Source organism: Streptomyces sp. NPDC032198, assembly GCF_040636975.1.
Classification (GTDB): domain Bacteria; phylum Actinomycetota; class Actinomycetes; order Streptomycetales; family Streptomycetaceae; genus Streptomyces.
Map to the genome: position 1 here is coordinate 46925 of NZ_JBEZVL010000009.1, position 26252 is coordinate 73176.

Below are 26252 nucleotides of genomic sequence, written 5' to 3' on the forward strand. Positions count from 1 at the left end.
CGGCTCGTCCCCACCGGGCTCCAGGCCACCGGCCACCATCCGGCCCCCGTAGCTCAGTGGATAGAGCAGGCGCCTTCTAAGCGCTTGGCCGCAGGTTCGAGTCCTGCCGGGGGCGCTTCAGTGCAGTGCGGTGCATCCTTGGTCGGCCCTCCTCGCCGGGAGGGCCTTTTTGCTGGTCGGGGCAACGTAGCGAGGGCCGGGTAGCGGACGCGTAAACGCCGGACCGCCCCCAGGTCAGGGTGGGGAGGGTCCGGCGCCGTCCGGCTGTCACCGGGTTTCTGCGGGTCGCTGTGTCGAATACGTGTCGAAGTTCCTCCGGGCGGATCAGTCGCCAGGACCCAGGTCGAGATCAGGGAGATCCCCGACGGCCTCCATCTGCCGCTTGAGATCCGGGAGCTGGCCCTCGAAGCAGCCGGCGTAGAACGCGAGCAGGACCGGAACGCTGTTGCCCGCACAGGAGCGATACACGGCCACAGTGGGATCAGGGAGCGTCTGCCTGCTCCATCGGGGTGGCCGTCTCGAAGATGTTGTCCAGCGCGGTCAGATAACCCGCCGTCAGCGGTGCCGGGCCGACGCGGCGCAGGTGCAGCACTGGAGACAGGACGGGAGTGAGCCCATCTACGGGAGTGATGACCAGAAGTTCGTCATCGGCGCGGTAGAGGTCGGCCCGTAGCCCAGGATGGGTTACCAGCTTGACCCCAGGGAACGAGGGGAAGACATCCATCAAGGCCACGTGCTGGCCGGAGCCAGCAGGAGTGGCGATGCGAACCCGTACACCGGCCTCAGACTTCGCGACGAGAATCGCGTGCAGGTCGAAGACAGCGTTGGTCAAGAAGATCAGGTTGGAGATCGCGAGGTCGATCACGCTGGATGCTTCAAGCAGCGTTCCACGCCACAGGCCGTGTGGAATGGCGCCGCGACTCGGGTAGCAGGCCATCAGCTCGTCACGGGGACTCACACTGGAACGATGCCGCTCGTCGAGCATGGGCCACAAGTAGTACGGGTCAATGCGAAGCACCTTGGCCACTGCGTGCGCGTTCCGTGCGTGAGGGATGCGCGTTGTTGTGATCCACCGATCCACGCTCTTCGGGTCTATCCCCAAGTGGTCTGCCAGCCCTTCCGTGGTGACGTTGGCAGCGACCATCGCCGCTCGCAAACGCTCGTTCGCGAGCCCTTGATCTTCTGCCAGAATTGAAGGGGATCGATTCGGCATGGCTTCGACTCCTTCGAATCGGTCAGGCCGCGTCCGCTGCAATCGGGCGCGGCCCTTTTCCTTCCCGCTCGTCAAGCCTCAGGATCTTGTTTGCCCCAACGGGCAACGGTCGCACGGGAAATGTTCGTGAGCTCAGCAATGCGCCGGTAGGGGACGCCGGCATGGACGGCCTGGACGACAAGGGGCCACAAAGCGGTATCCAAGCGGTCCAACTCAGCTACGAGCCGCAGACGCTGCTCGCCAGGAGCCATCAGCCCCCGCACGGCCTCAGCGCGGGCATCTTCCGGGGTCCCCGCGGGGGCATGTGCAGTGGGCGCGGCCGTTACGCGAGGTTGGTGCTGCTGAACACCCTTGCTGCGGTGACGAGTTCGCCGAGTGGACATAACTCGATAGTCCCGATTTGTCTCGCGTGAGACAACCTGTCTTGTCAGATCCGCATATGCCAGTTCGTGACGGAGTCAAACCAGCAGGTCACGACGACACACGCCAAAGGGGCGGGCCGCGAGACGAGCTGCGCGGACAGAGTTTCCCTACTTAATCAAGGCTCGCTGCGCTCGCGGCCGCCAGAGTCAGCCGCGAGCTTCAACCACCCCTGCCCAGATCTTCCGTCCCCGGTGACGCGGGAGAAGCCCGCCGGGTACCGCCGCCGCGATCCGACCTAGGAAGGGAAGAAGAACCAGCAGCATCCGTAGGCCCGAGAAGCGCACGCCGAAGAACACACCCATCAAGACCACCGGGCACGCGCCACCCAACGAAGTCGGGATCGATCCAAGGACCGAGGGGCCGCGCACAGCGCGGGGGCGCCGTCCGGCCGCCGCCCGCCGCTTCCATGTCTCCGCCACCAGCTGCGCGCGCCGTCCGTCCGTCGCCCCGGCAGCGGCCAAAACCAAGCACGCAGCCATAAGGCACAGGGGATTGCCGCACAGCAGGCCACAGAGAGCTTTGTGTTACCGATAAGGCCGGATCGCGGCGGCGGTGCCCGGCGGGCAAACCCACTACCTGGGCCGTTGCCCCGCGGCTGGGGCGGTCGGCTCCACGGCTTTAGGCAGCCACCATGGGGCGAGCCTCGAAGATCATGGCCCCAACGTCGTGCTTTAACGGGCAGGTCCACAGACTGCCCGACTCGACATGAGCTTACGGGGCCATGATCACTCGCCCCATGCCAGCTCCCGCCCAAAGCCGCTCCACCGACCTCAGCTGACGCCGCACCTATGAGTCATCATCGCTTTCGGTTTCCTCGGCGATTTCAAGTGCCACGTCGTCAACTTCCGGCGTCACATCAAACTGAGCGCCATCGCGGTAGTAGCGTCGCGCACTCGGGTACTGGCGCATAACATCTGGATACATGATCACATATCCATGAAGAACAACAATCTGCCATTCCTCATCTATTGCCGAAGCAACCAATGAAAACAGCTGGTCAGCGGTCAGACCTCCACCCGGAACATGAACGACCCTATCCCCCATTTCGCCCAACGAGGTGACCGCATACCGGAAGTTATACGGAAGACATTTCTTCAGGTCCGCAAGAAGCTTGCGAAGCGAAATCTCTCCGGGCGTAACACCTTCCGCAATTCGCTCTAGGTCGACGGGGTAACACACGTCGAAATGATTTGCCGGATTGATTGTGTCATCTCGTCGGCGACCCGGGTCATTATTCCCGAACCCATTAGTGTTCCATGGGATCTCACCCTGCTCTCTGTACTTAGCAATCAAGAGCCTCTCTGGTGCGACAGCGGGAAAATCTTCATCAACATAGAGACACGTAAACGACATGCGGCTTAGCGAAATACCGATCCGCCCCGAGATCTTTCGTCGATGCTTAGCAATGCGTCCCGGTAGATTCTTATCGGCTTTCCCTACGTAGACGAACTTCCCATCCAGGTAGAGCTGATAGATTCCCCCGCGACGTTCGAGCTGCTCGAGCGCCAGCTTGGTTAGAGGTGTCGGCTGCAGCCCTCGAAGCGCCTCGGCCAATTGATCTTTTAGAGCTTGCGTAATGCTTAGCCGGAACTCCGCTCGATGCGAAGATCCACCACCAAGACCGAGCTGCCTAGCCACTGCGCCACCCCTCCCCTGAATGATCACTTGACTGGGGCGCACCCTACGCCCGGCGGTAGTAGCTTGCGACACACTTCGCTCATCTGTCGCTCAAGCCCGACGCCTCCGCGGTATGCTTTCAGCATGGCTGAACAGGGTGAAGGCATGAAGCACGACCGCACCAGCGTAGAGCTCTTCGCGGGTGGTGGTGGCCTCGCCATGGCAGTGCACCAAGCAGGCTTCCGCCCACTTCTATTGAACGAGTTCAACGCACACGCGTGCGCGACACTAGAGGCTAGCGCCACGAAGACGCTCGGTGTTGACGGCATCACACGCACAGACGACCGTCGGCCCCAACCCCCTAAGCCTGGAGACCCTGCACCCCTCTACCCGGGTGACGTACGCGAGTTGGACCTGTCAGGACTCTCCGGACAAGTAGATATTCTGGCGGGCGGCCCACCTTGCCAACCTTTCAGCGCGGGCGGTGTGGCCAAGGGCGACGAAGACAAGCGGAATATGTTTCCCGCTATGTTCAAAGCTGTTCGCGAGATGCAACCGAAAGCAGTAATCTGCGAGAACGTTCGCGGTCTACTAAGGCCATCCTTCAATGATTATTTTGAATATATTCAGCGAGAGCTTTCATTGCCCTTCGTTCAGCGCGACGACTCCGTCTCCTGGCAAGTCCACAATGCTGAACTTGAACGACTCCTCGCTCTGCGGTCCGAGAACGATTCAGACGACCAGCACTATCGCGTCGTAAAGGTCGCGGTGAACGCAGCAGACTATGGAGTCCCGCAGGTCCGCCATCGTGTAGTCCTCGTAGCATTCCGAACCGATCTCGGTGTAGACGTGGACGCCTTTGAAAAGTATGTCAATACACCCCAGTATTCCATCGATGCTCTATTTCGCTCGATGAGAGATGAAGATGGCGAGTACTGGACTCGCCACTCTTATGTAGAGGAACACGTTAAGCAGCGCGTTCGGTCGTCACTTCCGGCAAAAATTGATGATGACGACTGCGCCCCTTGGCGGACGCTTCGCGACGCAGTTCGAGGCTTTGGCACTTCATCCCCTTCCCTGGCTCTCCCCCCAATCGATCACGATGTGTTGGATCGAAAAACAGAGCAGGCCGCCCACTTGGGTATCACGGACCATATCGGCTGGCCAGGGGCGCGTATCTATAAGGGGCACACTCCGAACGAACTTGATCGTCCAGCCAAGACGGTAAAGGCTGGAGTTCACGGCGTGCCCGGCGGGGAGTCGGTCATGCTAACCGACGAACGGATTCGTGACTCCAACGAGCCCAGCGGTTGGCGCTACCTTCATCGTTACATGTCGGTACGTGAGACGGCACGCGCCATGACTTTCCCAGACGAGTGGCAGGGATCCGGCCGTCGTGGGGAGAAAATGCGGCAATTGGGCAACGCAGTTCCTGTTACTCTCGGGGAATTTTTCGCGAAAGCAGTAGCTGACGCCCTCAGCAGTGTTGGCCACTGACGCCGAGATGACAGACGATAGCCACGGCACCCCTTGGAAGATGGCCCTCCCGCCTGATCGTGCCTACAAGCGCGCTAGCCGTACCTCTCCGACTGCCGAGCAGGACCGCGCTGCCGGCGGCCGCCATCGTCGAATGGTCGCCCTCGACGACAACTGCTTTGCACGTGCCTCTGTGACATTGAGGTTGTACAAACGAACCAGGAGGATTCGCGCAGTCCTAAGGTGGTCACAGGATGGGAGTTCGCCAGAAATTTATCTCGGCGAGGTCTCTCACTCCACGCGTATGGCCAACCTGCGGGAAGCCTGGAACCGTGCGTGGGATCAAGGGCTCCTCACCGAAGAGCCATTGCCATCTCATTCTAAGGCTTCCTCGCGTGAAGTCCGGGCCGTAATGCGTGCGAATCGGGGTCGCGATACTAAGCCTGAGCTTGCCTTGCGTTCCCTACTACATGCGCAAGGTTTGCGCTATCGCGTTGACATCAGTCCGCTGACCGGAGTGCGTAGGCGAGCCGATCTAGTCTTCCCTCGACAAAAGCTGGCTATTTTTGTTGACGGTTGCTTTTGGCACGGATGTCCAGATCACTTTCGCCCCGCTAAGAAGAACGCACAGATGTGGCAGCAGAAGATCGAGCAGAACAGATCTCGGGATGCGGAAACCAATCGCCTACTGGGTGACGCTGGCTGGACCGTGATGCGATTCTGGGAGCACGAAGATCCCCGCACATCTGCTGATAGAGTCATCGACCAAGTACAACACTTGCGTCAGTTCGTTGATCACTAAGAGACCCCTAGATTCTGCCACTCCGTAAGTTCGGTCTAGATGCAGATTCGCCTTCCTGCGGCGAGCGTTGCTCTAACTATCGGCATTCGGCCACTTTGAGTAACAGTCCGGTCGTATGGGGCGGCTCCGCAGCTGGGCCCACCACACCGCCGAGCCGCTATGCATTGTCGGGCCTTCGCACAGGCCACGGTCCCCCTGCAAAATGGATTCGCAAGGTCAATACAGCGCTCTAAACTAGGGCAGAATCGGAATCTCGGAATAGCAAGAGGGGGAGCCCTAGGGTTCCCCCTCTCCGAAATCAGATCACGGCATCCGACGCTCGGCTACGCGCGCCCAGTAGCCGATCTGCGAGTGGATGTCCATGAGCTGGCTGAGGAGTTCACTCGGTTTGGACCATCCCTCCCGGTCGAGCAACCGGGCGCCCTCCGGCTCCTCAACGCTGGCCAGCTCGTCAACATCCAAGCTGGTCTGCTCGATGAACTGGGTGATCTGGCCCTTCAGACGAGTTGCCTTCATCCGAGGAGTCTCATTCGGCGCCGTCGCCGGCCGCGGGACCACGGTGCCTGCGGGATAGGACTCATAACGCAACCACGTATCCTCGATCGGCATCGGCTTGCCTTCGGGATCTTCCTGCCACTTCCCGAAGTCGTCGAGCTTGCCGAGACTGAACTCGCCGTTCTCGTCGACGCGGCGAGGGCGTGTCTTGGCACGTCCGTCGACGATCGCCTGCGTCAGCAACCGCAACCCCAGTTCGTCATGGAGCATCAGCTCCAGGATCTGATGCGGTCCACGCTTATCGGCGTTGGGGCTACTCATCGGCTCGCGCTGCAGCCCGCCCCAAGCGGTGAGGTGATACTGGGCGAGGGCAGCTAGTTCCAGCCGGGCCACGCACGCATCAGGTTCAGCAGAGGAGATATTGCCAGCAGCAAGCTCCAAAAGAGCAGCGTCAAGGAGCTCTTGGGGCGTGCGGCCGGTGACCGTCCATGGCACTGTGGCGTATCGCGCTAGCCGGGTACAGCGCAGGTACGGGGCACGCATCCGCTCAGCCCGCAGCCGTTCTGGGTCACGGGATTCCAGGGTGGTGGCGATGCTTCGAGTGGGCCGTAGGGCCAACTCTGCGATGACTTCAGTTCGCCGGCCGGCACTCACGCTCTTCTTGGCGGTGACGTCTCGGATTCCGCGCTCGACCATTTCGCGATGATGCTCGCGCAGCAGGGAGGCAAGGACAAATGCCGCCTGTTCGTCTCGCTCCACAGGAAGGCCTGCGGCCCTCGCCTCCTCTGGCGTGAGCAGGCCAGCGAGGTAGTCGTGTACCGGGTCGTCGAGCACTTCGGCCCCGCGGAGCACGTCCAAGACGGCTTCTGCCATGGCCTCAAGTTTGCCCGTTTGGCTCCACGGCCGAGGAGGGTCGACGTGGAGCATGCCGACGAAGGCGTTGACGGCGCGCGCGTAGTCATAGCCCTCCCTGGTCGGAGTGAAGCGAAGGAAGACACGGGCCGGTGTGATCAAGGCGTTGCGTTGGCGGATCAGTTTGCGATGCGCCGTCGGCTTCAGAGCCTCAGGATCTTCCCCGCTAACGCGACCGATGAAGCGGCGATAGTCGTCCCGGTTGGTGGCGTAGTGATAGTGGATCTGTTCGTCCGTAAGCCCCAAGACGTCCTGCGCGTTGGTGATCCGGCTGGAACCGTCCGCAGTCCCCAGAAGGGGCATCGACGATTCGCCATCGCGATGCCTCAGTTCGAACAGCACAACAGTCACCGGCATGGCGATGCCACGTGCGGCGATGGACTCACGCAGGTTGTTGTTCAATAGGATGAACTCGCGGGCGCGCTCCGTCTCTTCCAAGACGTGGCTGACACTGTCGCCCCCGATCCAAAGCGTGCTGGTCTCGCCCGGGTCAGACCGCGGCCCGGTGAGCGGACCCACGAATCCCTCGGCTCCGGCCGCCGGGTAGACGCGTCGTTCCATCGTGCGGTTATTGGTCGGCAGTGGAACGAGTCCGGGGACGTAGAGATCCAGGTCAATCGCCTCGATCATGCCCCCTGCGACATTGACTCGCGTGGGTCGCTTTAGCAAGGACCGTAGCTCACTGGGGTCAACGGCGGCGTGGGCGAGCGCTGCGGCGAAGTCGGCGGGCAGGCCGACTTCCTCAGCCGCTACAGCTGCGCGCCGAACTGCGGCCATCTTTGCCATCGACGGCAGGTCCTCTTCAGCGAAGCGCGACCAGATCGCAGCGCTGTCCTCCTCCGTACTGTCGTCCGTGTCAAACTCGTCCACAGCGCTTTCCAGCTCTTCCATGTCTTCGACCATCTCGTGATTCTCCACTTCCTGACGTCCCGTCATGTTCTTTTCCATCAGCACAGGGGTTTGGTCTGGCAGTGTGCGGACACGCCGAATGGGGGCTCCGCACGTGGCCGCCGGCGGGCCCGTGTAACCGCTGGCGGCCACCCGACTCACGCGGTAGGGGGCAGCTGCGGATCGCGCTCTCCGAGGTTCCGAAGATCGCTGCGGATCGAACTCTCGTCACGGCCGAGCAGCCGAGCGATCATCGTCGTCGGCACCCTCAAGACATGCAGTTCGGCCACCTGGCGGCGCCGCTTGACGACCTCGCCAGACTTACGCCACCTTTTGCGCCGCTCCTCCGCCGTCTCGGCCGCCAGGAAGACGTGCTCGTCTCGGCTGTCTAGGGCGTACTGTCGGCAGCTCTGCAGCAGCGAGCAGTCGCGACACATGGCCCGAGCCTGCGGAATGTCCTGCTTCGGTTCGACCGGTTCCCCGTCGAAGGCGGCCTGCTGCTGCGCTTTGCTGGGGAACCTCATCGCGTCCCATGCGTGGCAGGCCGCCTCACCCAGAGGCGGTCCGAAGGGCTCCATCGCCCAGAACAGGGCATCCGGCGAAAGTACGTACTCGATCTCGTCGTGGGGTTCCACGGCGCTCCTCCTCAGACCACGCCTTGCATGGCGCGTGAGGACGAGGGGGTCACACCCACGTGCTCTTGATCAATATGTGACGCCGACCGAGTCTCTAGTCGTACGATACGAGCAGTTCTGAGCGATTCTCAGCCCTGTCGCGTGCCTGCACCTACCGGTGCTCGTACGGCCTGCGGAGTGACCCCCGGAAGCGAAGCCACCACCAGTGTGGCACTCGACTCCGCCGATACGGGAGAAACACTGAGAAAACATGAGGCCTGAGTTCCCGTCGCCCAAACCAATTCACGGTGTCGCTCGTGACCGGTCACGAGCGGCCCGCCCTCCAGCAATCATGGCGGCCGAGTCGAATACGTGTCGAAGCTGGGGACCCCGACTAGAGCCGCCCCGAAAATGTGCAGGTCAAGACCAAGATGACGATGCAACGGTTCAGCGCCTTCTAAGCGCTTGGCCGCAGGTTCGAGTCCTGCCGGGGGCGCTTCAGTGCAGTGCGGTGCATCCTTGGTCGGCCCTCCTCGCCGGGAGGGCCTTTTTGCTGGTCGGGGAAACGTAGCGAGCGGGTGGTAGCGGGCGCGTAAGCGCCCGCTCCTCTTGTCCCGGCCTGCTCGGTCCAGCCGTCTCAGCCCAGTTGCTCCGCCAGGCCCACGATGATTCCCTCCGGGCCGCGGACGTAGCAGAGCAGGTAGCTGTCCTCGTAGCGGGCGATCTCGCCGAGGAGTTCGGCGCCGTGCGGGCGCAGGCGGGCGACGGTGGCCTCGAGGTCGTCGACGGCGAACATGACGCGGTGTGTGCCCAGGATGTTGTGCGGCCGGTTGCGCGGCTCGTCGCTGGTCGCCGCGGGGCTGCGGTACTTCGCCAGTTCGAGCCGGCTGTGGCCGTCCGGGGTCCGGACCATCGCGATGTCACAGTGGACGCCGTCGAGTCCGGTGCACTGGTCGGCGACGAGGCCCTTGACCTCCGCCCTGCCCTCCAGCTCCATACCGAGTTCCACGAAGAACGCGACGGCGGCATCCATGTCCTCGACGACGATGCCGACATTGTCCATCCGCTGAATCGCCATGCTGGTTTCTCCTTCTTCCTGATGCTTCCTCGCGCGGCCGGTGGTGGCCGCTGATGTCCCTGGGACGGAGCCGGTGGCACGTTCTCGACATCCGCAGGCTGTCGGACTTCAGAAAAATCTGGTTCGCGCTTCGGAGCAGATTCATCCGTATGTATCACCCCCCATAGCAGCTGCCGCCGGTGCCATGCGGAGGGCCTTCTCGCCGGTCCCGGGTGCCCCCTTCGTCACCGTTCCGCAACAGGCATGAACCGCCCCGCCGGATGCCCCGTACAGCCAGTTGTGCGCGGATCAGTGACCGCGGCGGAACGAGACGAGAGAAGGCAGCGACATGGCCGGCGGCAACATCAAGATCAGCCCCGACGAGATGCACGAGGCGTCGACCTGGCTCCAGAACCAGAAGGAACTGATGCAGCAGAGCCTCCACGAGGCCAGCACCAAGATGGACGAGATGGTCGAGGCGGCCTACGCGACGCCCGGCTCCGAGACCAAGTTCCGTCCGTTCTGGGAGGAGTACAAGAACGGCACCGACAAGGCGATCGAGGGCCTGCAGGGTGTCAGCGAGTTCATCAAGCAGGTCGCCGACGCGTTCGTCGACACCGACGACCAGACGGCCAACTCCGTCGGCTGACGTGCCCCCGTGTCCGGTCCCGCCCCTCCGTGGCGGGGCCGGGCGGCAGCGGCCTGAGAGGAGTGACCAGTAACCGATGACTCGCATCAGCGTTCCCCTCGAAGATCTGAACGAGACCGTCAAGTCACTTGAGGACATCGGGGAGCGGATCAACAACACCGCGCGGCTCAGCGACATCGGGTCGGAGGACGACGTGGGTGATTCGACGCTCGCCGGCTCCCTCGCCGACTTCGACAAGGCGTGGGGCGAGGGCCACGAGAAGGTGCAGGAGAACGTGAAGGTCTTCTCCGAGAACACGAAGAAGATCTCCGACGCCTTCACGCAGACGGACGACGAGACCGGCAAGGCGCTCGACGACTCCAAGAAGAACTAAGAACTGAGAACTGAGAACTCACGAGAGCCCGTAGGCCTTGACCGCCGGTTGAGCCAGCCGGCAAGGCCGCGGCCAAGAAGGGACATGCGTGATGACGCATCCGGTCACGGACCGGGCCACGGGGGCACCCGCGCACTACAAACTGCGCTACCCCGGCTCCTGGTGGTATCTGGACCTCGACCCGAGCACCCGGGACGCGTCCATCCGCCGCCGTATCGAGCACCAGGCGAAGGGGATCCCGCAGCTCTCCCGCGAGCGGCTCGACGGTCTGATCCGCGACACCCGCAGGACCGCCCGCGAGGCCTACGGCCGCGGCGCGCTCCAGGCGGCCGGGATGGTCAGGTTCCCCGGTGGGGACGCCATGCTCAGCGCCACGTCCGTCGTGCTGCGGATGCCCGTGCCGGACGACCAGTCGGCCGATCTGGCCGAGGTGCTTTTCGGGGCCGGCATGCAGGCCGGGGGGCCGCAGAGCAGCGGATACCCGCCGCGCGAGGTGGAGCTGCTGGAGCTTCCGGACGTCGGTCCCGTCGGGCGGATCGCCTCGGTCGAGGACATCGACTACAAGGGCAGACCCGTGCCCACGGCGCTGCTGCACACCCTGTTCCCGATCCCGGGCCGCCGTGAGTACCTGCTGGTCTCCAGCTCCACGCCCAACGTGGATCTCAAGGACCAGTTCTTCGAGGTGTTCGACGCCATCGCGGGGACCCTGCGCTTCGTGGAAGTGGAAGTGGCAGTCAAGAGCAGTTCCACGAACGAGAACGGAAAGTGAGGGCGCGGCAATGGCGCGGCCAGCGGTGTCCGACTGGGAGACGGTCTTCGGGTTCTCGGACGACCCGACGCCGGGCGACGCGGAGATGCTCGCGCGGCTCGCGGGCCAGTACCGGTCCGTCGCCGACGACGCGGACCAGGCGCTCCCCGTTGTCAGCGGCCTGAAGAACAGCCAGCTCGGCGAGGGCAAGGCCATGGACAAACTCCGGGACAAGCTCGGGGACCTCGCCAACCAGGTCGACAAGCTGCAGAGTTCGTACGACAAGGCCGCCCGTGCCCTGGACACGTACGCCGACCAGCTGGGCGACCATCAGCGCAAGGCCGACAACGCCCTGGTCGACGGACGGGACGCCAAGGAACGCCTTGAGCGGGCCACCGACGCCGCCGCCGCGGCGGGCTCCGTGATCAGCGGCCTGGACGCCGCGGACCCGCCACCGCCGGACGACGAGTCGGCCCGGCGCAGTGCGCGCCTTGCCATGGAGGACGCCCGCGGCGACCAGTCCGCGGCGCAGGGGGACGCCGACAGCGCCCAGGGGGACCTCGACGCCGCCCGCATGCTCGCCGAGGACGCCCGGGAGTTGCGCGAGACGGACGCCTCGACGGCGGCCCGTGCGCTGGACGACGCGACGAGCGAGGCGGTCCCGGGCAAGACCCTGTGGGAGAAGATCAAGGACATCTTCAAGCAGGTGCTCGGCTTCATCAGCGCCGCCCTGGGCATCATCGCCATGCTCATCCCCGGGCTGCAGGGCCTCGGGCTCATCCTGACGATCGCCAGTCTGGTCACCGCCGCGATCCCGTTCATCATGAACATCGTCGACAGCATCGAGTCGGGCGAGTGGGACGTGCTCGACATGGTCCTCAGCGGTCTGGGGCTGGTGCTCGGCGGAGTCGGCCTGATCAAGATCGCCAACCTGAACGGGATCGCGAACACCCTCAAGACGGTCGGGAACGACCTCAAGACCATCCAGGTCAACATCAAGACCGTGGTCCCCGCCTTCAAGTCGTTCACCGGGTTCAAGGACCCGGTGGGCATCGTCGGGAACGTGCTGTCGAAGATCCCCGGTGGGCTGTTGAAGACACCGGACGTGCTGAAGGCGTTGCCGAACATCTCCACCTTCTGGACGAAGTTCGGGGGGTGGGTCGACCAGAGCTCGAACCTCATCGGACTTGCCGGTCTCGGCTGGGCCATCAACGGGGCGGTCCCCAACGGCTCGGACAAGACGACCGTGCACGACTCCACTTACCTGGAGGGCTCGACCTGACCGGGACTCGCCCACGACACGCGTGAGGGCTCCCGCCGAACTCGTCGGCGGGAGCCCTCGGCTCGTCCTCAAGCCACCCTCACGACATCTCTCTCAAGACATCTCCGGAACCTGCACCGTACGCAGCACCCCGTCCCCCAGATGCAGGATCGCCCGCCCCGGCCGGCTCGCGCCCAGGCGGCTGCGGGGCACCTTCACGCCGATCAGTTCGCCGTCGCTCATGTTCTGCGGCTTCAGGAGCAGTCCGCAGCGGTTGCGGCGGGCCTCGGTGTGCCAGCCGGAGAAGCCGGAGGAGAGCCGGTCGGTCTGTCCGGCGATCACCAGGCCCCGGCCGTTCTCGGCGCCGGACTTGGCGATCTGGGTGAGGACGGGTTCGGCCTTCGTCTTCAGGAGCAGGTCGGCGTCGTCCAGGATCACCACGGCTCCTTCCGGCGAGGACGCCAGTGTCTCCTCGAGGGCGGCGGGGTCGATGTCGCTCTCGTCGAAGACCGCCAGGACCCCTGGCCGTCCTGCGAGTTCGCGCAGCGGCGACCTCGCGGGCGCGCCGATGACGACGGGTGTCCCGGCCGACAGGAGCGACAGGGCCAGCGTGGTCAGGACCGTACTGCGTCCGGAACGGGCGGGTCCCGCCACCAGGAAGGTCGGCGTGAGGGTGAAGTCGGGTCCTGACGCCGTGAGTTCGTCGCCGCCGACACCGGCCAGCGCCCAGCGCGCGGACGGCAGCGGCTGCGGCACGTACCGGTTCGCCTCCTCCCAGGTGAGCCGGTCGGGCAGCGTGTCGACGCGGAACGGCCTTGCAGTGGACGGCAGTTGGGCCGACCGCTCGCGGCAGTGCTCGGCGATCCGCTGGAGCGCCGCGGCCTGCGCCTGGCCCTCCGGGTTGTCCGTGAGGAGCGCGATCTGCGCCTCGGCCCGGTCGGCGGCACGGAACGCGCGGCCCGGCGGGATCTCGTCGGGCACGTTGCGCTGGGTGATGCCGATCGCCCCGTACTCGGACTTCTCGTTCAGCTTCAGTACGAGCTTGTCCTCGGTGGAGCCGTTGACCCGGCTGGAGAACAGCGCACGGTCACCGGTCATCACCAGGTGGATGCCGACGCTCGCGCCGTCCCGGAGCAGGTTCAGGACGGAGCTCAGCAGGTTCCCGGAGTCGTACTCGCCGAGCTGCTTGTCGAAGACCTCCCACCGGTCGATGAACAGCAGGACGTGCGGCGGCCGTTCGGCCTCCGGGAGGGCGCGGCGCAGCTCCGGCAGGTCGGCGCTGCCGCGGGCGGCGAGCATCTCCTGGCGCCGGGTCACCTCCGCGGTCAGCCGGGCGAGCAGCCGGGCCACCCGGTCGGGCTGGGTGCGCTGGGTGATGGCCCCGCAGTGCGGAAGGCGCTCGATGGGCAGCAGCGCGCCGTTGCCGCAGTCGATGCCGTACATGTGCAGCTGGTCCGGGGAGTGGGCGGCGGCCATGGTGCCGGCGATGGTGCGCAGCGTCTGCGACCTGCCCTGCCGGGGCGAGCCGATGATGTGCAGGTGGCCGAGCGTCGCCGGGTCGATCACCAGGGGCAGCCTGGCCTGTTGCGCGGGCAGGTCCACCACGCCGTACGCGACGGGCGCGAGGTCGTACGCCGAGGGCGGGGGCGGCGGCAGTTCGGCGGTGACCAGGACCTCGGGCAGCGGCGGCAGCCAGGGGCTGTGCTGCGCGGGGATGCCCATCTCCCGGTCCGCCTCGCGGATCGCGGTGACGAGCCCGGTGAGGTCGGTCTCCACCTCGGCGGGTACGGCCGCTCCGCGGGGCCGCGCCGGGAGGGGCTCGCCGAGCCGCTCCCAGCCGACCGTGACGGCCCAGGGCGCGGGCAGCGAGGTCGCCGCGGCGCCGGGCCTGCGGCCGCCGACCCGGCCGGACTGGAACGGCACGAGGGAGTTCTGGCCCAGGCGCACATAGGCGCGCCCGGGAGTGCGCTGCGAGATCCCGGCGGCTTCACCGGAGTTGAGGACGTCCTGGCTCTCGCCCGCGTCCGTCACCCGCAGCGCGATGCGCAGGTTGGTGTTGGCGCGGATCTCCGAGGAGACGACGCCGCTGGGGCGCTGGGTCGCCAGGATCAGGTGGATGCCGAGGCTGCGGCCCCGCTGGGCGATGTTGACCAGGCCCTTCACGAAGTCCGGCAGGTCGCGCACCATCGAGGCGAACTCGTCGATGACGATGAGGAGTCGGGGCATGGGATCACGGCCCGCGCCCGGCTCGCGCTCCAGGAGGTCGACGTAGTCCTCGATGTCCTTGGCGCCGGCCGCGGCGAGGATGTGCTCGCGCCGGGTGAGTTCCGCGGTGAGGGACACCAGGGCGCGCTCGACGAGGTGGGCGTCGAGGTCGGTGACCATGCCGACGGTGTGCGGCAGGTCCACGCAGTCCTTGAACGCGGAGCCGCCCTTGTAGTCGACCAGGACGAACGTCATCGCGTCGGGGCGGTTCGCCACCGCGAGCGAGGCGACCAGTGTCTGGAGGAGTTCGGACTTGCCGGAGCCGGTGGTGCCCGCGATCAGGCCGTGCGGTCCGTCGCGCCGCAGGTCCAGGTGGAACGGGCCGTCCAGGGAGACGCCGACGGCCGCCCGCGTCGAGCGGCCCCCCGCCGCCCAGCGCGCCCGGATCCCGTCGGCGCGCGGCGGGTCGAGGGAGAGGACGTCGAGCAGCCGGGCGGAGCCGGGAAGCACCGCGGCCCCCTCGTCGGCCTCGCCCGGGTCCCGCAGCGGGCCCATCGCGCGGGCCAGCGAACGGCACCAGTCCAGGGAGACCGCGTCGGGCCGGATGCCCCCGACGGTGCCCCTGCCGGAGCGCCCCACCCGTACGGTCCCGCCGGGCTCCTCGGCGACGACGGCCTGGCACTCCTCGGGCAGCAGCCGCTCCTCGGCGTCCAGGCAGACCGCGCGGACGCCGACGGCCGGTCCGTCGCGCAGGATCTGCGCCACGCCGGGCAGCGAGCGCAGCCTGCGGGCCCCGTCGAGGATGACGAGCACGTCGGGCCCGGCGGTCCTGCCGCGCCGGTCCTGCCGTCCGGCGCGCTCGGTGATCAGCGCGGTCAGTTCGGCGACCCGCCGGGCGCAGGTCTCCGTGCCGTAGCCGATGCTGGCCGGGGTGTCGCCGGACTTCTTGCGCACGTGCGGCAGCCAGCGCAGCCAGGACCAGCCGTCGCGGCCCCGCTCACCGGTCGTCAGGAGATGGATCTGGAGGTCACGCGGGCTGTGCAGGACGGCGGCCTGGGCGACCGCCCAGCGTGCCACCGCGCGTGCGGCCGGGCCCTCGCCCGCGATGCCCAGGACGTCGTGCTCGCGCAGCGGGACGGTCACCGGGACGTCGTACGCGGTCCACGGGTCCTCGCGGCGGTGCTCGTCCTTCGTCGGGTCCTGGAGCACCACGTCGGATGCCATGTCGGCGGTCCCGACGCGCAGTTCGAGGAAGTCGGCGTCGGAGGTGCGGCGCTCCCACAGGCGCCGTCGGGGGCCGACGGCGGTCAGGACGACCTCGGCCGGGTCGGGGAAACCCCGGCGCCTGGCGGTGCGTTCGGCGGCCAGGGCCTGCGTCGCGTCGCCCTCGATGCGCGCCTTCTTCTCCTCGTAGGCGGTGACGCTGTCGGAGTGGGACTGGCGGCCGGTGCGGCGGCTCATCAGGTAGTTGCCGAGGATCGCGACCGGCGAGAGCAGCCCGAAGAGCAGCATCGTCATACGGCCGAAGATCAGCGCCCCGGCGCCCGCCATCACCAGCGGGGCCAGCGCGGTGATCCACGGGAGCGGCCGGGCGGCGGGCGGTGCGGGCGGTGACGGCAGGGTGAAGCGGGTGGCGTTCTCGGCGGGCCGCAGCCGCGGCGGCCGGTTGTAGTTCCAGCCGGTGCCGTCCTCCGACGGCTGCACGGCCGCGTCCGGCTTCTGCGGCCGGGCGAGTTCGAGCAGGCAGCCGCCGACGAGGAGTTGCGCGCCGACCGGCCAGGCGGTCGCCTCGGTGAGGTCCTCGCGGTCCAGTTGCGGGATGCTGCCGTCCGGCGCGGCGGCGTCGGGCTGGATACGGCAGCGTCCTCCGGGGCCGATCGCCAGGACGGCGGACGGGCGGTCCGGTACGGCGCGCAGTACTTGGGCGGTTCCGTCGTGGCCGAGCCCGATCCGGTACTCGCCCATGTCGAGCCGGTGCACGGCGCCCGCGCCGGGGCCGCCGACCGCACGGAGCTCCACGAGGCCGTTCGGTTCGGCCGACGCGGTGCCCGCCGGGCGGCCCAGGCCCACGATGGCCGCGTGGTGGAGCGGCGCTTCCCGCAGCCGCATGTCGGCGGGCAGCAGCCGGTCGTCGGCGTACAGGCCGAGGCCCTCCGGGGGCCGGTGGACGCCTCCTGCCCCGGCCAGCGCCTCCGCCACGGCGCTCACGGGCGTGTCGGGGTCGGCGTCGAGGTGGACGTCGAACGCGTCACCGCCCCCCTCGACCACGGTCAACATCAACGACACGAAAACGTCCTCCAGCCAGCGCGAATGGGGAGCTCGGCAGCCGTAGTCGACGGCTCCCGAGCCACTGACCGGAGCTACGGCGCCCGTCGTCGGATGGTTCACCCGGCGCACCGGTGAACCATCCGCGGACGGGCGCCGTAGTGGCCAACGGGTGGGCGGCGCGGCGACTGTGCCGCCCCCGCTCTCGACCGTCCCCGCTCCGCCGGGACGTCCCGACAAGGAGTCAGAAGATGATCTGGTACGTCCTGGCCGTGGTGCTGGGGCTGGCGTTGATCGGCGCGGTGGCCGCGCTGGTCCTCTCCGAGCGGCGGCCCCGCCCGCCGAAGCCCGGCGCCGCCTCGGCCGCCGTCGTGGGCCGGGAGGCGCTGGACGTGGTCAACGCGGGCCTGCGCCGGCTGACGGGCGAATGCCTGCGCTCCGGCCGGTCGCTGCCCGACCTGTACGCGGTCGTCTACTCCGAGGAGCGGCTCGGGCTGCTCCTCGCCGGGGCCGAGGAGACCGCCCCCGCGCCCTGGGCCGCCGAGGCGGACGGCGAGCGCTGGACGATCCGGCCCGACGATCTGCACCGTCCGGGCCCCGAGGGCGAGCCCGCCCTGCCGTACGCGCTGACGGTGACGGTGGGCCTGGACGGCCCCGACCGTGTCCTCGTCGACCTCTCCAGGGCGGCGGGTCCCGTCTCGGTGACGGGTCCGGACGACGAGGTGCGCGCCCTGGTGCGGGCCGTGGTCGCCGAGGCGCTCGCGGGACCGGTGGGGGCACTCGCCGAGGTCACCCTGGTGGGGTCCCTGACCGACGGCAGGCTCCTGTCCGGCGACGAGCCGCGGACCTCGCGGCTGCACGACGCGGCCAGCCTGGAGGAGGCGTTCGCCACGGCGGCGTCGGCGGGCACGGGAGCCCCGGAACCCGGATCGCCCGACGTCACCCAGGTCTACCGGCTGATCGAGGGCAGCAGCCGGATCGCCGTCCAGGGCGAGGTGCCGCATCTGTTCGTCGTGGACGCCTCACAGCTCCCCCGACGGGAAGGGGTCCTCGCGGGCCTGCGGCGCGGGGACGCGCTCCTGGTGATCGGCGAGGCACCCACGGGGTGGCGCTGGCGTGTGGGGGCGGACGGCTCGCTGGACACCGGGCCGCTCGGTCTGGAGATCACCCGGCACGCGGGCCGTCTGGCATGAGTGTCATCCGGCCTCGCGGTCCAGGCCGTACATCCCACGCGTGTGCAGGGCTTCCCGCATGGCGCGGGCGGCGTAGTACGTACGGGACTTGACCGTGCCCGGCGGCACGCCGAGGACCTTGGCCGTCTGGTTGACGCTGCGTCCCAGGTAGTGGACGTGCAGCAGGACCTCGCGCTGGGCCGGGCGCAGGTCGCGCAGCGCTTCCCTGAGCACCTGGGAGGTGAGTATGTGGTCCACGCCGTCGGACACCGGCAGGTGGGCGAGCTCGGGGTCACCGGTCTCCGGCGGTCTGGCCTGGCGGGCGCGGTGGCCGTCGATGACGAGGTTGCGCAGCGCGGTGAACAGCCAGGGCCGCACCGAATCCGCGGTCGGATCGAGTTCCCCGGCGTGCCGCCAGGCGCGTATCGCGACTTCCTGGAGGACGTCCTCGGCACGGTGCCAGTCACCCTCAAGGCGCCGGGCGGCGAACCGCAGCAGCGCGCTGCCGTGGGAGTCGTAGAGCGCTCTGAGGAATTCGTCGGGGCGGGGCTCCGCGGCGTGGGGGCCGGGTGTGTGGGGTCCCGGTGTGTGAGGGCCGGGTATATGAGGGGTTGTCGGGTTTTCGGTCGAAGTGCTGGCCGACAAGGGCCTTCCTCTCCGGTCGTCTGTGGGGAGACGGGTACAGCCGGTTGCGGGAGAGCAGGCAGGCGCCGCCGCGGGCCGCCGTGCGCCTGTGCGGCGCCGGCCGGCCCGGGGCGGCGGTGAGCTCGCTCGCCGGGGCCGGTCAGCCCGGTTCGTGGGAGGAGAGCGAGCCCACCTCACGGGAGGTCAGCTCCCGGTCGTAGGCATGGACGTCGGCGATGTCGCCGTTCCAGTGGTCAGCCGCTTCGCCGTTGAACTTGCCGCGTCCGACCAGCACAGCGCCCGTGGGTTTCACGTTGCTGGAGGCCACCCTGGTGCCCGCGAGCTTGCCGTCCACATAGACCCGCATCCGGTGGTCCTTCTGACTGTACGTGCCGGTCAGGTGGTACCAGCGGCCGGGCTGCGGCTCCTCGGGCGTGTCAGCGACGGTACGGGCGCCGGGGAAACTGAAGGCGAAGTTTCCGTCGGGTCCGGAGTACTGGAGGAAGAACACGCTGAACCGGTCGCCCTCCTGCGACAGGGCGGTGTGGACGCCGGTCATGCCCTCGGAGCTGAGGCGCACCCGCGCGGCCACCGAGTAGTCCTTGCCCGCGGTGTCGAGCTTGGTGTTGGTGTCCGCGTATCCGGTGGAGCCGTCCAGTTGCAGGGCGCCGCCCTCGGGGCCGTCGGTCCATCGCGTGTCGCCGCTGGTCACGGCGTCGTGCTCGCCGACCTTCGCGGTGCCGGACTGGTGGAGGGGCCACCATCCGAGGCCCTGAAGCGAATCGGCGCCGCCGTCCGGGCTGGACGCGGCCGGTTTCGCCCCGGCCTCTTCTTCCTTGCCGGAGTCCTGGCCGCGCACCAGTTGCACGACGACGAAGGCCAGCGCGACGGTCAATACGGCGATCGTGGTGATGAGCGGCCATCTGCGCGTCATGAATGTTCCTCAGGAGGTGCGGCATAAAGGTGTCACTGGTGATCACGTGCCGGATCCTGAAGTGGTTCACTTTGCAAACGTCGGCCTCACTCCGGCGCCCACTGCGGCGCCCCCGACCTCACTCCGGCAGACGCAGCTCCCCGTACGACCCCTTCGGCACCGCGGGGTTCTCCGGTGCGACGGCCGGCACGCGCGCGTACCTCATGTCCTGTTTCGGTCGAGTGTCCGGATCACCCTTGTTCGGCCAGTACGCCATGGCTCGTTCGGCCTGTGCCGTGATGGTGAGGGAGGGGTTCACGCCCAGGTTCGCCGAGACCGACGAACCGTCCACCACGGAGATGCCCGGGTGGCCGTAAAGGCGGTGATAGGGGTCGATCACTCCCTTGTCCGGCGATGCGCCGATCGGGCAGCCGCCCAGGAAGTGTGCGGTCAGCGGCTTGTTGAGGAGTTCTCCCAGGTTCGTGCCCGCGAAGCCGTTGATGCGGTCGGCGACCAGTCCTGCCGCCTCCCAGCCCTCCGCGATGTGTACGGGATTGGGTGCGCCGTGCCCCTGCTCGGCCGTCAGCATGCGGCGGCGTCCCAGGCGTGTGGTGAGGGAGTTGTCGTGGGTCTGCATGACGAGGCCGATGATCGTGCGCTCCGACCAGCGGTGCGTCGACGCGACCCGCGCCACCAGCATGGGGTGGGTGAGGAAGGCGAGCAGCGCGGCCAGCGGCTTGGGGAGGCTGCGGCTGTACTGCGGGACGCAGATCAGCGCCATCAGGTTGGAGCCCTTGCCGTAGCGAACGTTCTCGACGTGGGTGGTGGGGTTCGGGTGGATGGAGGACGTGATGGCGACGCCCCGCGTGAAGTCCAGGGGGCGGCCGTCCCCGTGCTTCTTGCGGTAGCGGCGCGGGAAGGTCACCGCGCCCACCAGAGCCTCGGAGTTGGTGCGGGTGAGCCTGCCGAGACGGTCGGACAGGCGCGGCAGGGTTCCCTCGTCCTTCATGCGGTGCAGGAGGGTCTGGGTGCCGTACGTGCCCGCCGCGAGGACGACATGGCGGGCGCGCAGGACGGTGCGGCGGCCCCGGCGGCGCCTGCCGGTGGGGACCACGACCACCTCGAAGCCCTGCCCCTCCCCCTCGCCCTTCTCTTTGACGGACACCACGGTCGTCATCGCGCGGATCTCCGCGCCCGCCCGCTCGGCCAGGTAGAGGTAGTTCTCGGTGAGGGTGTTCTTGGCGCCGACCTTGCAGCCCGTCATGCATGATCCGCACTCGGTGCAGGCCCTCCTGGAAGGACCCGCCCCGCCGAAGTACGGATCGGGAACTTCCGCGCCTGTCCCGTCCGTTGAACGGACGATGCTGGTGGCGCCACCGGCACCGCCACCACCCGAGCCACCACCCGCGTCCGCCCCGTCGCCGAAGAACACGCCCACGGGCGTCAGCCGGAAGGTGTCCGCCACCCCCATCCGGTCCGCCGCCGCCCGCAGGTGCTCGTCCGCCTCGGTCACGGTCGGGTTCTGGCGTACGCCGAGCATGCGCCGCGCCTGGTCGTAGTACGGGGCGAGTTCCGCCTGCCAGTCCGTGATGCCCGCCCACTGCTTGTCCTGGAAGAAGGCGGGCGGCGGCACGTAGAGGGTGTTCGCGTAGTTGAGCGAGCCGCCGCCCACCCCGGCGCCCGCGAGGACCATGACGTTGCGCAGGAGGTGGATGCGCTGGATGCCGTAGAGCCCCAGGGCGGGTGCCCACAGGTAGTTCCTCAGGTCCCAGGAGTCCTTGGGCAGCGAGGCGCGGGTGAAGCGGCGGCCCGCCTCTATGACGCCGACGCGGTAGCCCTTCTCGGTGAGGCGCAGGGCGGCCACGGACCCGCCGAACCCGGAGCCGACCACCAGCACGTCGAAGTCGTACGCCCCGTCGTTCCCGCTCACCGTGCGGACTCGCCGTAGAGCGCCTCGATCTCGGCCTCGTACGCGGCCGTCACCGCATGCCTCTTGATCTTCAGCGAGGGCGTGAGCAGGCCGTTGTCCTCGGTGAACTCACCCTCGACCAGCGAGAATCTACGGATGGACTCCGCTCGCGAGACCGCCTTGTTGGCGTAGTCCACGGCCTTCTGGATCTCCGCGATCATCTTCGGGTCACGGCACAGTTCGGCGAGCGGGGTGTCCTTCGGGCGTTTGCGCACCGCGAGCCAGTGCTCGACGGCCTCCGGGTCCAGCGTGATGAGCGCCGCCACGTACGAACGGTTGTCGCCGACGACGATGCACTGCCCGACGGGCGCCCGGCCGCGCAGCCGGTCCTCCAGGACCGCGGGGGATACGTTCTTGCCCCCGGACGTGACGATGATGTCCTTCTTGCGCCCGGTGATCGTGAGATAGCCGTCGCCGTCCAGCGCCCCCAGGTCACCGGTGGCGAACCACTCGTCCCGCAGCACGGCATCCGTCGCCGCCGGGTTGTTCCAGTACGAGCCGAAGACGATGCCGCCCTTGATGAGCACCTCGCCGTCGTCCGCGATGCGTACGGACGTGCCCGGCACCGGCGTCCCGACCGTGCCGGGGCGCGGCTTCAGCGGCGGGGTGATGGTGGCGGCGGCCGTGGTCTCCGTCAGGCCGTACCCCTCGTAGATGATGATCCCGGCGGCGTAGAAGAAGAGGTTGAGGCGCCGGTCGAGGGGCGAGCCGCCGCTGATCGCGTAGCGCAGCCTGCCGCCGACCTCCTTGCGGATGCGGCGGTAGACGAGCAGTTCGTACAGCGCCCAGCCGAGGTGGAGCCCGAGCGACGGGCCGGGTCCGCGCTGGTCGAGGAACTTGTTCAGGTACGCCTCACCGAACCGCACCGCGATTCCCTCGGCGCGGTCGAAGGACGCACCGCGCCCGATCTTCTCGGCGGTCGCGCGGCCCGTGTCGTGGATCTTCTCGAAGAGGTACGGGACGCCGACGACGAACGTCGGCCTGAACGAGCGCAGCTCGGGCCGGAGTTCGTCCGGCTTGATGCTCGGGCAGTGGCCGAGTTCGATGCGGGCGAGCATGCAGGCGATCTGGATGGTGCGGCCCAGGATGTGGGCGAGCGGCAGGAAGAGGAGCGTGGAGGCGACCTGGCCGGTGATCTCCTTGAAGATGGGGTGCAGCAGGTCGACCGTGTTCGCGGCCTCGGCGTGCAGATTGCCGTGCGTGAGGACGCAGCCCTTGGGCTTGCCGGTCGTGCCCGAGGTGTAGCAGATGGTGGCGACGGAGTCCGGGGTGAGGGCGGCCCTCCGCTTGGTCACCTCCTCGTCGGACAACTCCACGCCTTCGGCCGCCAGGTCGGTCAGCGCGCCGTCGTCGACGCAGCGGACGCGCGGCGGGTCTGTGAGGCCCCGGACCGCCGCCTCGGCCGTCGCGACGTTCTCCGCCGTCTCCGCGATCAGCAGCGTCGCGCCGGAGTCCCGCACGATCCACTCGATCTGGTCCGCCGCCGATGTCGCGTAGACGGGCACGGTCTGGCCGCCCGCCGCCCAGATCGCGAAGTCCAGTACGGCCCACTCGTACCGCGTACGGGACATCAGCGCGACCCGGCCGCCCGGCTGGAGCCCGGCGGCGATCAACCCCTTGGCGGTGGCGGTGACTTCGCGCGCGAAGGCCGCCGCGGTGACCGGCTGCCACTGGTCGTCCTGTTTGCGGCGCAGGACGACCGCGCCGGGCGCCTCGGCGGCGTTGGTGAAGGGGATGTCGGCGGTGCTGCCCGTGGTGGCCTTCGCCGCGAGCGGGGCGGTACGCGCCTCGCGGACGGTTCCGTGCTCGTCCCTGACGATGTCCACCGCGGCGCGGTCCGCCAGCTCGCTGTGGCGCTGCGCCCGTTTCAGATCCTTGCGTACGCCCATGACGGCTCCCGGCTCCCGGCTACCAGCTGACGTGCAGAGTCATGCAGAGGTCATACAGAGGTGATGCGGTGCGTACTTACTGGGAGGTCAACTTACTCAAGCGTAGGGAAAGTTCAATGGGGCGGGCGGCGGAGAAATCGCCGGTCGGCCGTCACGCCGGTGACAAAGCGCTCACAACGCCGAGCCCGGGGCAGACCCGGCGAGGAGCCTCACGCAGTCCCCTCCCCCGGCACCCAGACCTCCCCCTCGAGCACGCGCCCCATCCCCACCCACACCATGTTCATCAGCCGCAGGGTGACCCCCTCCGGCGACTGGCCCGGGTGGCCGCCCATCCAGTCGGTGAGCGAGTCCGCCGCGCCGACCAGCGCGTGCGCGACGAAGTCGGCGTCCTCGTCGTCCAGTTGCGAACCGCCGGGGCTCTCCTCGATGCCGTCCCGGACCAGGCCCGCGACCTGCGCCATCACCGCCCGGCGCGCGTCGGCGACCGCGGTGGCGATCGCCTCGCTCAGCTCCGAGGCCTGGCGGTGCAGGACGATCCAGCTGTCGCGGTGCTCGGCGACGAAGGCGAAGAACGCCGAGAGGCCCGCGTGCAGGCGCAGTTCGGGCGCGCCGCCGCCGGCCCGCGCCGCGTCCTGGAAGGCGGCGACCAGGCGGTCGGCCTCGCGCCGCAGGCAGGCGAGGAAGAGCCCTTCCTTGGAGTCGAGATAGAGATAGACCATCGGCTTGGAGATTCCGGCCAGTTCGGCGATCTCGTCCACGGACGCGGCGTGATAGCCGCGCTTGGCGAAGACCGTCACCGCCACATCGATGATCTGCTGCTCGCGTTCCTGGCGCGGAACGCGCCGACGCCGTCCCTCAGTTCTCCCGTTGACCGTCACCCTTGCAGCCTCCCAGACTCGGGGCTACCTTACCCCTTAGTAAGTTTACTCTTGAGTAAGGAGATCGCCATGACGGACGGCATCGGCGGCGCCGAGGGCCTGGCCGGCCTTGACTTCGCGAGCGTCACGCCCGAGGAGTTCGCGAAGATCGTGAAGGGGCTCTCCGGCAAGGAGATCACCGCGATCGCCCAGGACGCCGAGCTGCGCTCCCGCGTCCTGCAGGAGGTGTTCGGGCGCATGGGACGGCAGTTCAAGCCGGAGGCCGCGGGCAGCGTCGAGGCACTGATCCGCTGGAAGATCACCGGGGTCGAGGAGGCGGTCCACGAGACGGAGATCTCACAGGGCACCTGCACCGTGCGCGAGGGCCGCTCCGACGCCGAGCCGCGCGTCACGCTCGTCATGGCCGACGCCGAGTTCCTCAAGCTGGTCTCCGGCAATGCGAGCCCCGTGACGATGTTCATGATGCGCAAGCTCAAGATCGTGGGCGACGTGGCGTTCGCCGCCGGTCTGACCCGCTACTTCGACATCCCGAAGGCCTGACCCGGCACACGGACTTCCACCGACTTCAGGAAGGGAACACACCATGGCCTTCTCGCTCGAACTGACCGAGGAACAGCGCGACCTGCGCGGCTGGGTGCACGGCTTCGCCGCCGACGTGGTGCGGCCGGCGGCCGCCGAGTGGGACGAGCGCGAGGAGACTCCCTGGCCCGTCATCCAGGAGGCCGCCAAGATCGGCCTGTACGGGTTCGAGTCCCTGGCCGACCTGTTCGGCGACCCCAGCGGACTCTCGCTGCAGATCGCCAACGAAGAGCTGTTCTGGGGCGACGCGGGCATCGGGATGGCCCTGTTCGGCACCTCGCTCGCGGTGGCCGGGATCTTCTCCGCGGGCACGCCCGACCAGCTCGCCGAATGGGTGCCGCAGTGCTTCGGCGACGAGGACGACCCCAAGGTCGCGGCGTTCTGCGTCTCCGAGCCCGAGGCGGGCTCGGACGTGTCGGCGATGCGCACGCGCGCGACGTACGACGAGGCACGCGACGAGTGGACCCTTTCGGGCCAGAAGGCGTGGATCACGAACGGCGGCATAGCCAACGTCCATGTGGTGGTCGCGTCGGTCGATCCGGCACTGGGCTCGCGGGGGCAGGCCGCGTTCATCGTGCCGCCCGGCACGCAGGGCCTCGAAGGCGCCAAGAAGATAAAGAAGCTGGGCCTTCGGGCCTCGCACACCGCGGACGTGTTCCTGGACGACGTACGCGTGCCGGGGCACTGTCTGCTCGGCGGCAAGGAGCGCCTCGACGCCCGGCTCGCGCGGGCCCGCGAAGGGGCCAAAACGGGCTCCGGGGGCCGCGGTCAGGCCGCCATGGCGACCTTCGAGGTGAGCCGCCCGACGGTGGGCGCGCAGGCGCTCGGCATCGCGCGGGCCGCGTACGAGTACGCGCTGGACTACGCGGGCTCCCGGGTCGCCTTCGGCCGCCCCATCATCGAGAACCAGTCCATCGCCTTCGCGCTCGCCGATCTGCGCACCGAGATCGAGGCCGTGCGGCTGCTGATCTGGCAGGCGTCGTGGATGGCGCGGAACGACAAGGCGTTCGACGCGGGGCAGGGCTCGATGTCCAAGCTGCGCGCCGGGGAGCTGGCCGTGGCGGCCACGGAGAAGGCGGTGCAGGTGCTCGGGGGCGCGGGGTACAGCAGGGAGCATCCCGTGGAGCGGATGTACCGGGACGCGAAGATCTACACGATCTTCGAGGGGACGAGCGAGATCCAGCGCCTGGTGATCGCCCGGGCGATTTCGGGCCGGCAGATCCGCTGAGG

At 68.0% G+C, this 26252-nt stretch carries 22 protein-coding genes and 2 tRNA genes; 11 read left to right on the top strand and 13 right to left on the bottom strand.

Features of this window, described 5'->3' with window-relative positions; genetic code table 11:
- Positions 1–42 precede the first annotated feature (42 nt).
- Positions 43–115, top strand: a tRNA-Arg gene (locus AB0E78_RS24100).
- Positions 116–324: 209 nt separating this feature from the next.
- Here AB0E78_RS24100 and AB0E78_RS24105 read toward each other — a convergent pair.
- From AB0E78_RS24105 to AB0E78_RS24120, 4 genes are all read right to left on the bottom strand, one after another.
- Positions 325–474, bottom strand: a complete 150-nt coding sequence (locus AB0E78_RS24105; protein ID WP_361836017.1) for an integrase — start codon at positions 472–474, stop codon at positions 325–327.
- Positions 475–481: 7 nt separating this feature from the next.
- Positions 482–1213, bottom strand: a complete 732-nt coding sequence (locus tag AB0E78_RS24110) for a helix-turn-helix transcriptional regulator (protein ID WP_361836020.1) — start codon at positions 1211–1213, stop codon at positions 482–484.
- Positions 1214–1284: 71 nt separating this feature from the next.
- Positions 1285–1596, bottom strand: coding sequence for a helix-turn-helix domain-containing protein (locus AB0E78_RS24115; RefSeq protein WP_361836023.1), 312 nt, complete (start codon positions 1594–1596; stop codon positions 1285–1287).
- A gap of 826 nt (positions 1597–2422) precedes the next feature.
- Complete coding sequence (locus AB0E78_RS24120; protein ID WP_361836026.1) at positions 2423–3274, bottom strand: GIY-YIG nuclease family protein; 852 nt, start codon at positions 3272–3274, stop codon at positions 2423–2425.
- 123 nt (positions 3275–3397) lie between these two features.
- On the opposite strand from AB0E78_RS24120, the gene AB0E78_RS24125 reads away from it, so the two are divergent.
- Together AB0E78_RS24125 and AB0E78_RS24130 are read left to right on the top strand one after the other, a co-directional pair.
- The gene (locus AB0E78_RS24125; RefSeq protein WP_361836029.1) at positions 3398–4750 is read left to right on the top strand and encodes a DNA cytosine methyltransferase; all 1353 of its coding nucleotides are present in this window, start codon (positions 3398–3400) and stop codon (positions 4748–4750) included.
- A gap of 283 nt (positions 4751–5033) precedes the next feature.
- Positions 5034–5531, top strand: a complete 498-nt coding sequence (locus tag AB0E78_RS24130; protein ID WP_361836031.1) for a very short patch repair endonuclease — start codon at positions 5034–5036, stop codon at positions 5529–5531.
- Between the two features lie 303 nt (positions 5532–5834).
- Here the strand turns inward: AB0E78_RS24130 and AB0E78_RS24135 are convergent, their stop codons facing one another.
- Positions 5835–7886 (bottom strand): hypothetical protein, encoded by a 2052-nt coding sequence (locus tag AB0E78_RS24135; RefSeq protein WP_361836034.1) that lies wholly within the window; start codon positions 7884–7886, stop codon positions 5835–5837.
- Positions 7887–7984: 98 nt separating this feature from the next.
- The gene (locus AB0E78_RS24140; RefSeq protein ID WP_361836036.1) at positions 7985–8461 is read right to left on the bottom strand and encodes a WhiB family transcriptional regulator; all 477 of its coding nucleotides are present in this window, start codon (positions 8459–8461) and stop codon (positions 7985–7987) included.
- A gap of 378 nt (positions 8462–8839) precedes the next feature.
- On the opposite strand from AB0E78_RS24140, the gene AB0E78_RS24145 reads away from it, so the two are divergent.
- A tRNA-Arg gene (locus AB0E78_RS24145) sits at positions 8840–8936 on the top strand.
- 141 nt (positions 8937–9077) lie between these two features.
- On the opposite strand, the gene AB0E78_RS24150 is transcribed toward AB0E78_RS24145, so the two are convergent.
- Positions 9078–9518, bottom strand: coding sequence for a VOC family protein (locus tag AB0E78_RS24150; RefSeq protein WP_361836039.1), 441 nt, complete (start codon positions 9516–9518; stop codon positions 9078–9080).
- Positions 9519–9846: 328 nt separating this feature from the next.
- On the opposite strand from AB0E78_RS24150, the gene AB0E78_RS24155 reads away from it, so the two are divergent.
- From AB0E78_RS24155 to AB0E78_RS24170, 4 genes are all read left to right on the top strand, one after another.
- Entirely contained in the window at positions 9847–10146 is a 300-nt protein-coding gene (locus AB0E78_RS24155; RefSeq protein WP_361836042.1) for a WXG100 family type VII secretion target, read from the top strand.
- A gap of 76 nt (positions 10147–10222) precedes the next feature.
- Entirely contained in the window at positions 10223–10519 is a 297-nt protein-coding gene (locus AB0E78_RS24160; RefSeq protein ID WP_361836045.1) for a hypothetical protein, read from the top strand.
- A gap of 91 nt (positions 10520–10610) precedes the next feature.
- On the top strand, positions 10611–11288 hold the full coding sequence (locus tag AB0E78_RS24165; RefSeq protein ID WP_361836048.1) for a hypothetical protein: 678 nt from the start codon (positions 10611–10613) through the stop codon (positions 11286–11288).
- Positions 11289–11298: 10 nt separating this feature from the next.
- A complete protein-coding gene (locus tag AB0E78_RS24170; protein WP_361836051.1) occupies positions 11299–12549 on the top strand; it encodes a hypothetical protein in 1251 nt (416 codons plus the stop codon).
- 93 nt (positions 12550–12642) lie between these two features.
- Here AB0E78_RS24170 and AB0E78_RS24175 read toward each other — a convergent pair whose 3' ends face one another.
- Positions 12643–17010, bottom strand: coding sequence for an FtsK/SpoIIIE domain-containing protein (locus AB0E78_RS24175; protein WP_361836766.1), 4368 nt, complete (start codon positions 17008–17010; stop codon positions 12643–12645).
- Positions 17011–17249: 239 nt separating this feature from the next.
- Between AB0E78_RS24175 and AB0E78_RS24180 the strand changes: the two genes are divergently transcribed.
- Positions 17250–18191 carry a hypothetical protein gene (locus AB0E78_RS24180; protein ID WP_361836053.1) on the top strand — a complete coding sequence of 314 codons (942 nt, stop codon included), beginning with the start codon at positions 17250–17252 and terminating at the stop codon, positions 18189–18191.
- Between the two features lie 3 nt (positions 18192–18194).
- On the opposite strand, the gene AB0E78_RS24185 is transcribed toward AB0E78_RS24180, so the two are convergent.
- The 5 genes from AB0E78_RS24185 to AB0E78_RS24205 all read right to left on the bottom strand — a co-directional run bounded on the left by AB0E78_RS24185 (position 18195) and on the right by AB0E78_RS24205 (position 24443).
- Entirely contained in the window at positions 18195–18773 is a 579-nt protein-coding gene (locus tag AB0E78_RS24185; RefSeq protein ID WP_361836768.1) for a sigma-70 family RNA polymerase sigma factor, read from the bottom strand.
- A 181-nt stretch (positions 18774–18954) separates the two neighbouring features.
- Positions 18955–19728, bottom strand: coding sequence for a LamG domain-containing protein (locus tag AB0E78_RS24190; RefSeq protein WP_361836056.1), 774 nt, complete (start codon positions 19726–19728; stop codon positions 18955–18957).
- A gap of 118 nt (positions 19729–19846) precedes the next feature.
- On the bottom strand, positions 19847–21637 hold the full coding sequence (locus AB0E78_RS24195) for a GMC family oxidoreductase (RefSeq protein WP_361836059.1): 1791 nt from the start codon (positions 21635–21637) through the stop codon (positions 19847–19849).
- Positions 21634–23565 carry an AMP-dependent synthetase/ligase gene (locus tag AB0E78_RS24200; RefSeq protein WP_361836062.1) on the bottom strand — a complete coding sequence of 644 codons (1932 nt, stop codon included), beginning with the start codon at positions 23563–23565 and terminating at the stop codon, positions 21634–21636. The genes AB0E78_RS24195 and AB0E78_RS24200 overlap by 4 nt, the downstream gene beginning before the upstream one ends.
- A 209-nt stretch (positions 23566–23774) precedes the next feature.
- Positions 23775–24443 carry a TetR/AcrR family transcriptional regulator gene (locus AB0E78_RS24205; RefSeq protein ID WP_361836065.1) on the bottom strand — a complete coding sequence of 223 codons (669 nt, stop codon included), beginning with the start codon at positions 24441–24443 and terminating at the stop codon, positions 23775–23777.
- 69 nt (positions 24444–24512) lie between these two features.
- On the opposite strand from AB0E78_RS24205, the gene AB0E78_RS24210 reads away from it, so the two are divergent.
- Together AB0E78_RS24210 and AB0E78_RS24215 are read left to right on the top strand one after the other, a co-directional pair.
- The gene (locus AB0E78_RS24210; RefSeq protein WP_361836068.1) at positions 24513–24983 is read left to right on the top strand and encodes an SCP2 sterol-binding domain-containing protein; all 471 of its coding nucleotides are present in this window, start codon (positions 24513–24515) and stop codon (positions 24981–24983) included.
- Between the two features lie 43 nt (positions 24984–25026).
- Positions 25027–26250, top strand: a complete 1224-nt coding sequence (locus tag AB0E78_RS24215; RefSeq protein WP_361836071.1) for an acyl-CoA dehydrogenase family protein — start codon at positions 25027–25029, stop codon at positions 26248–26250.
- Positions 26251–26252 lie beyond the last annotated feature (2 nt).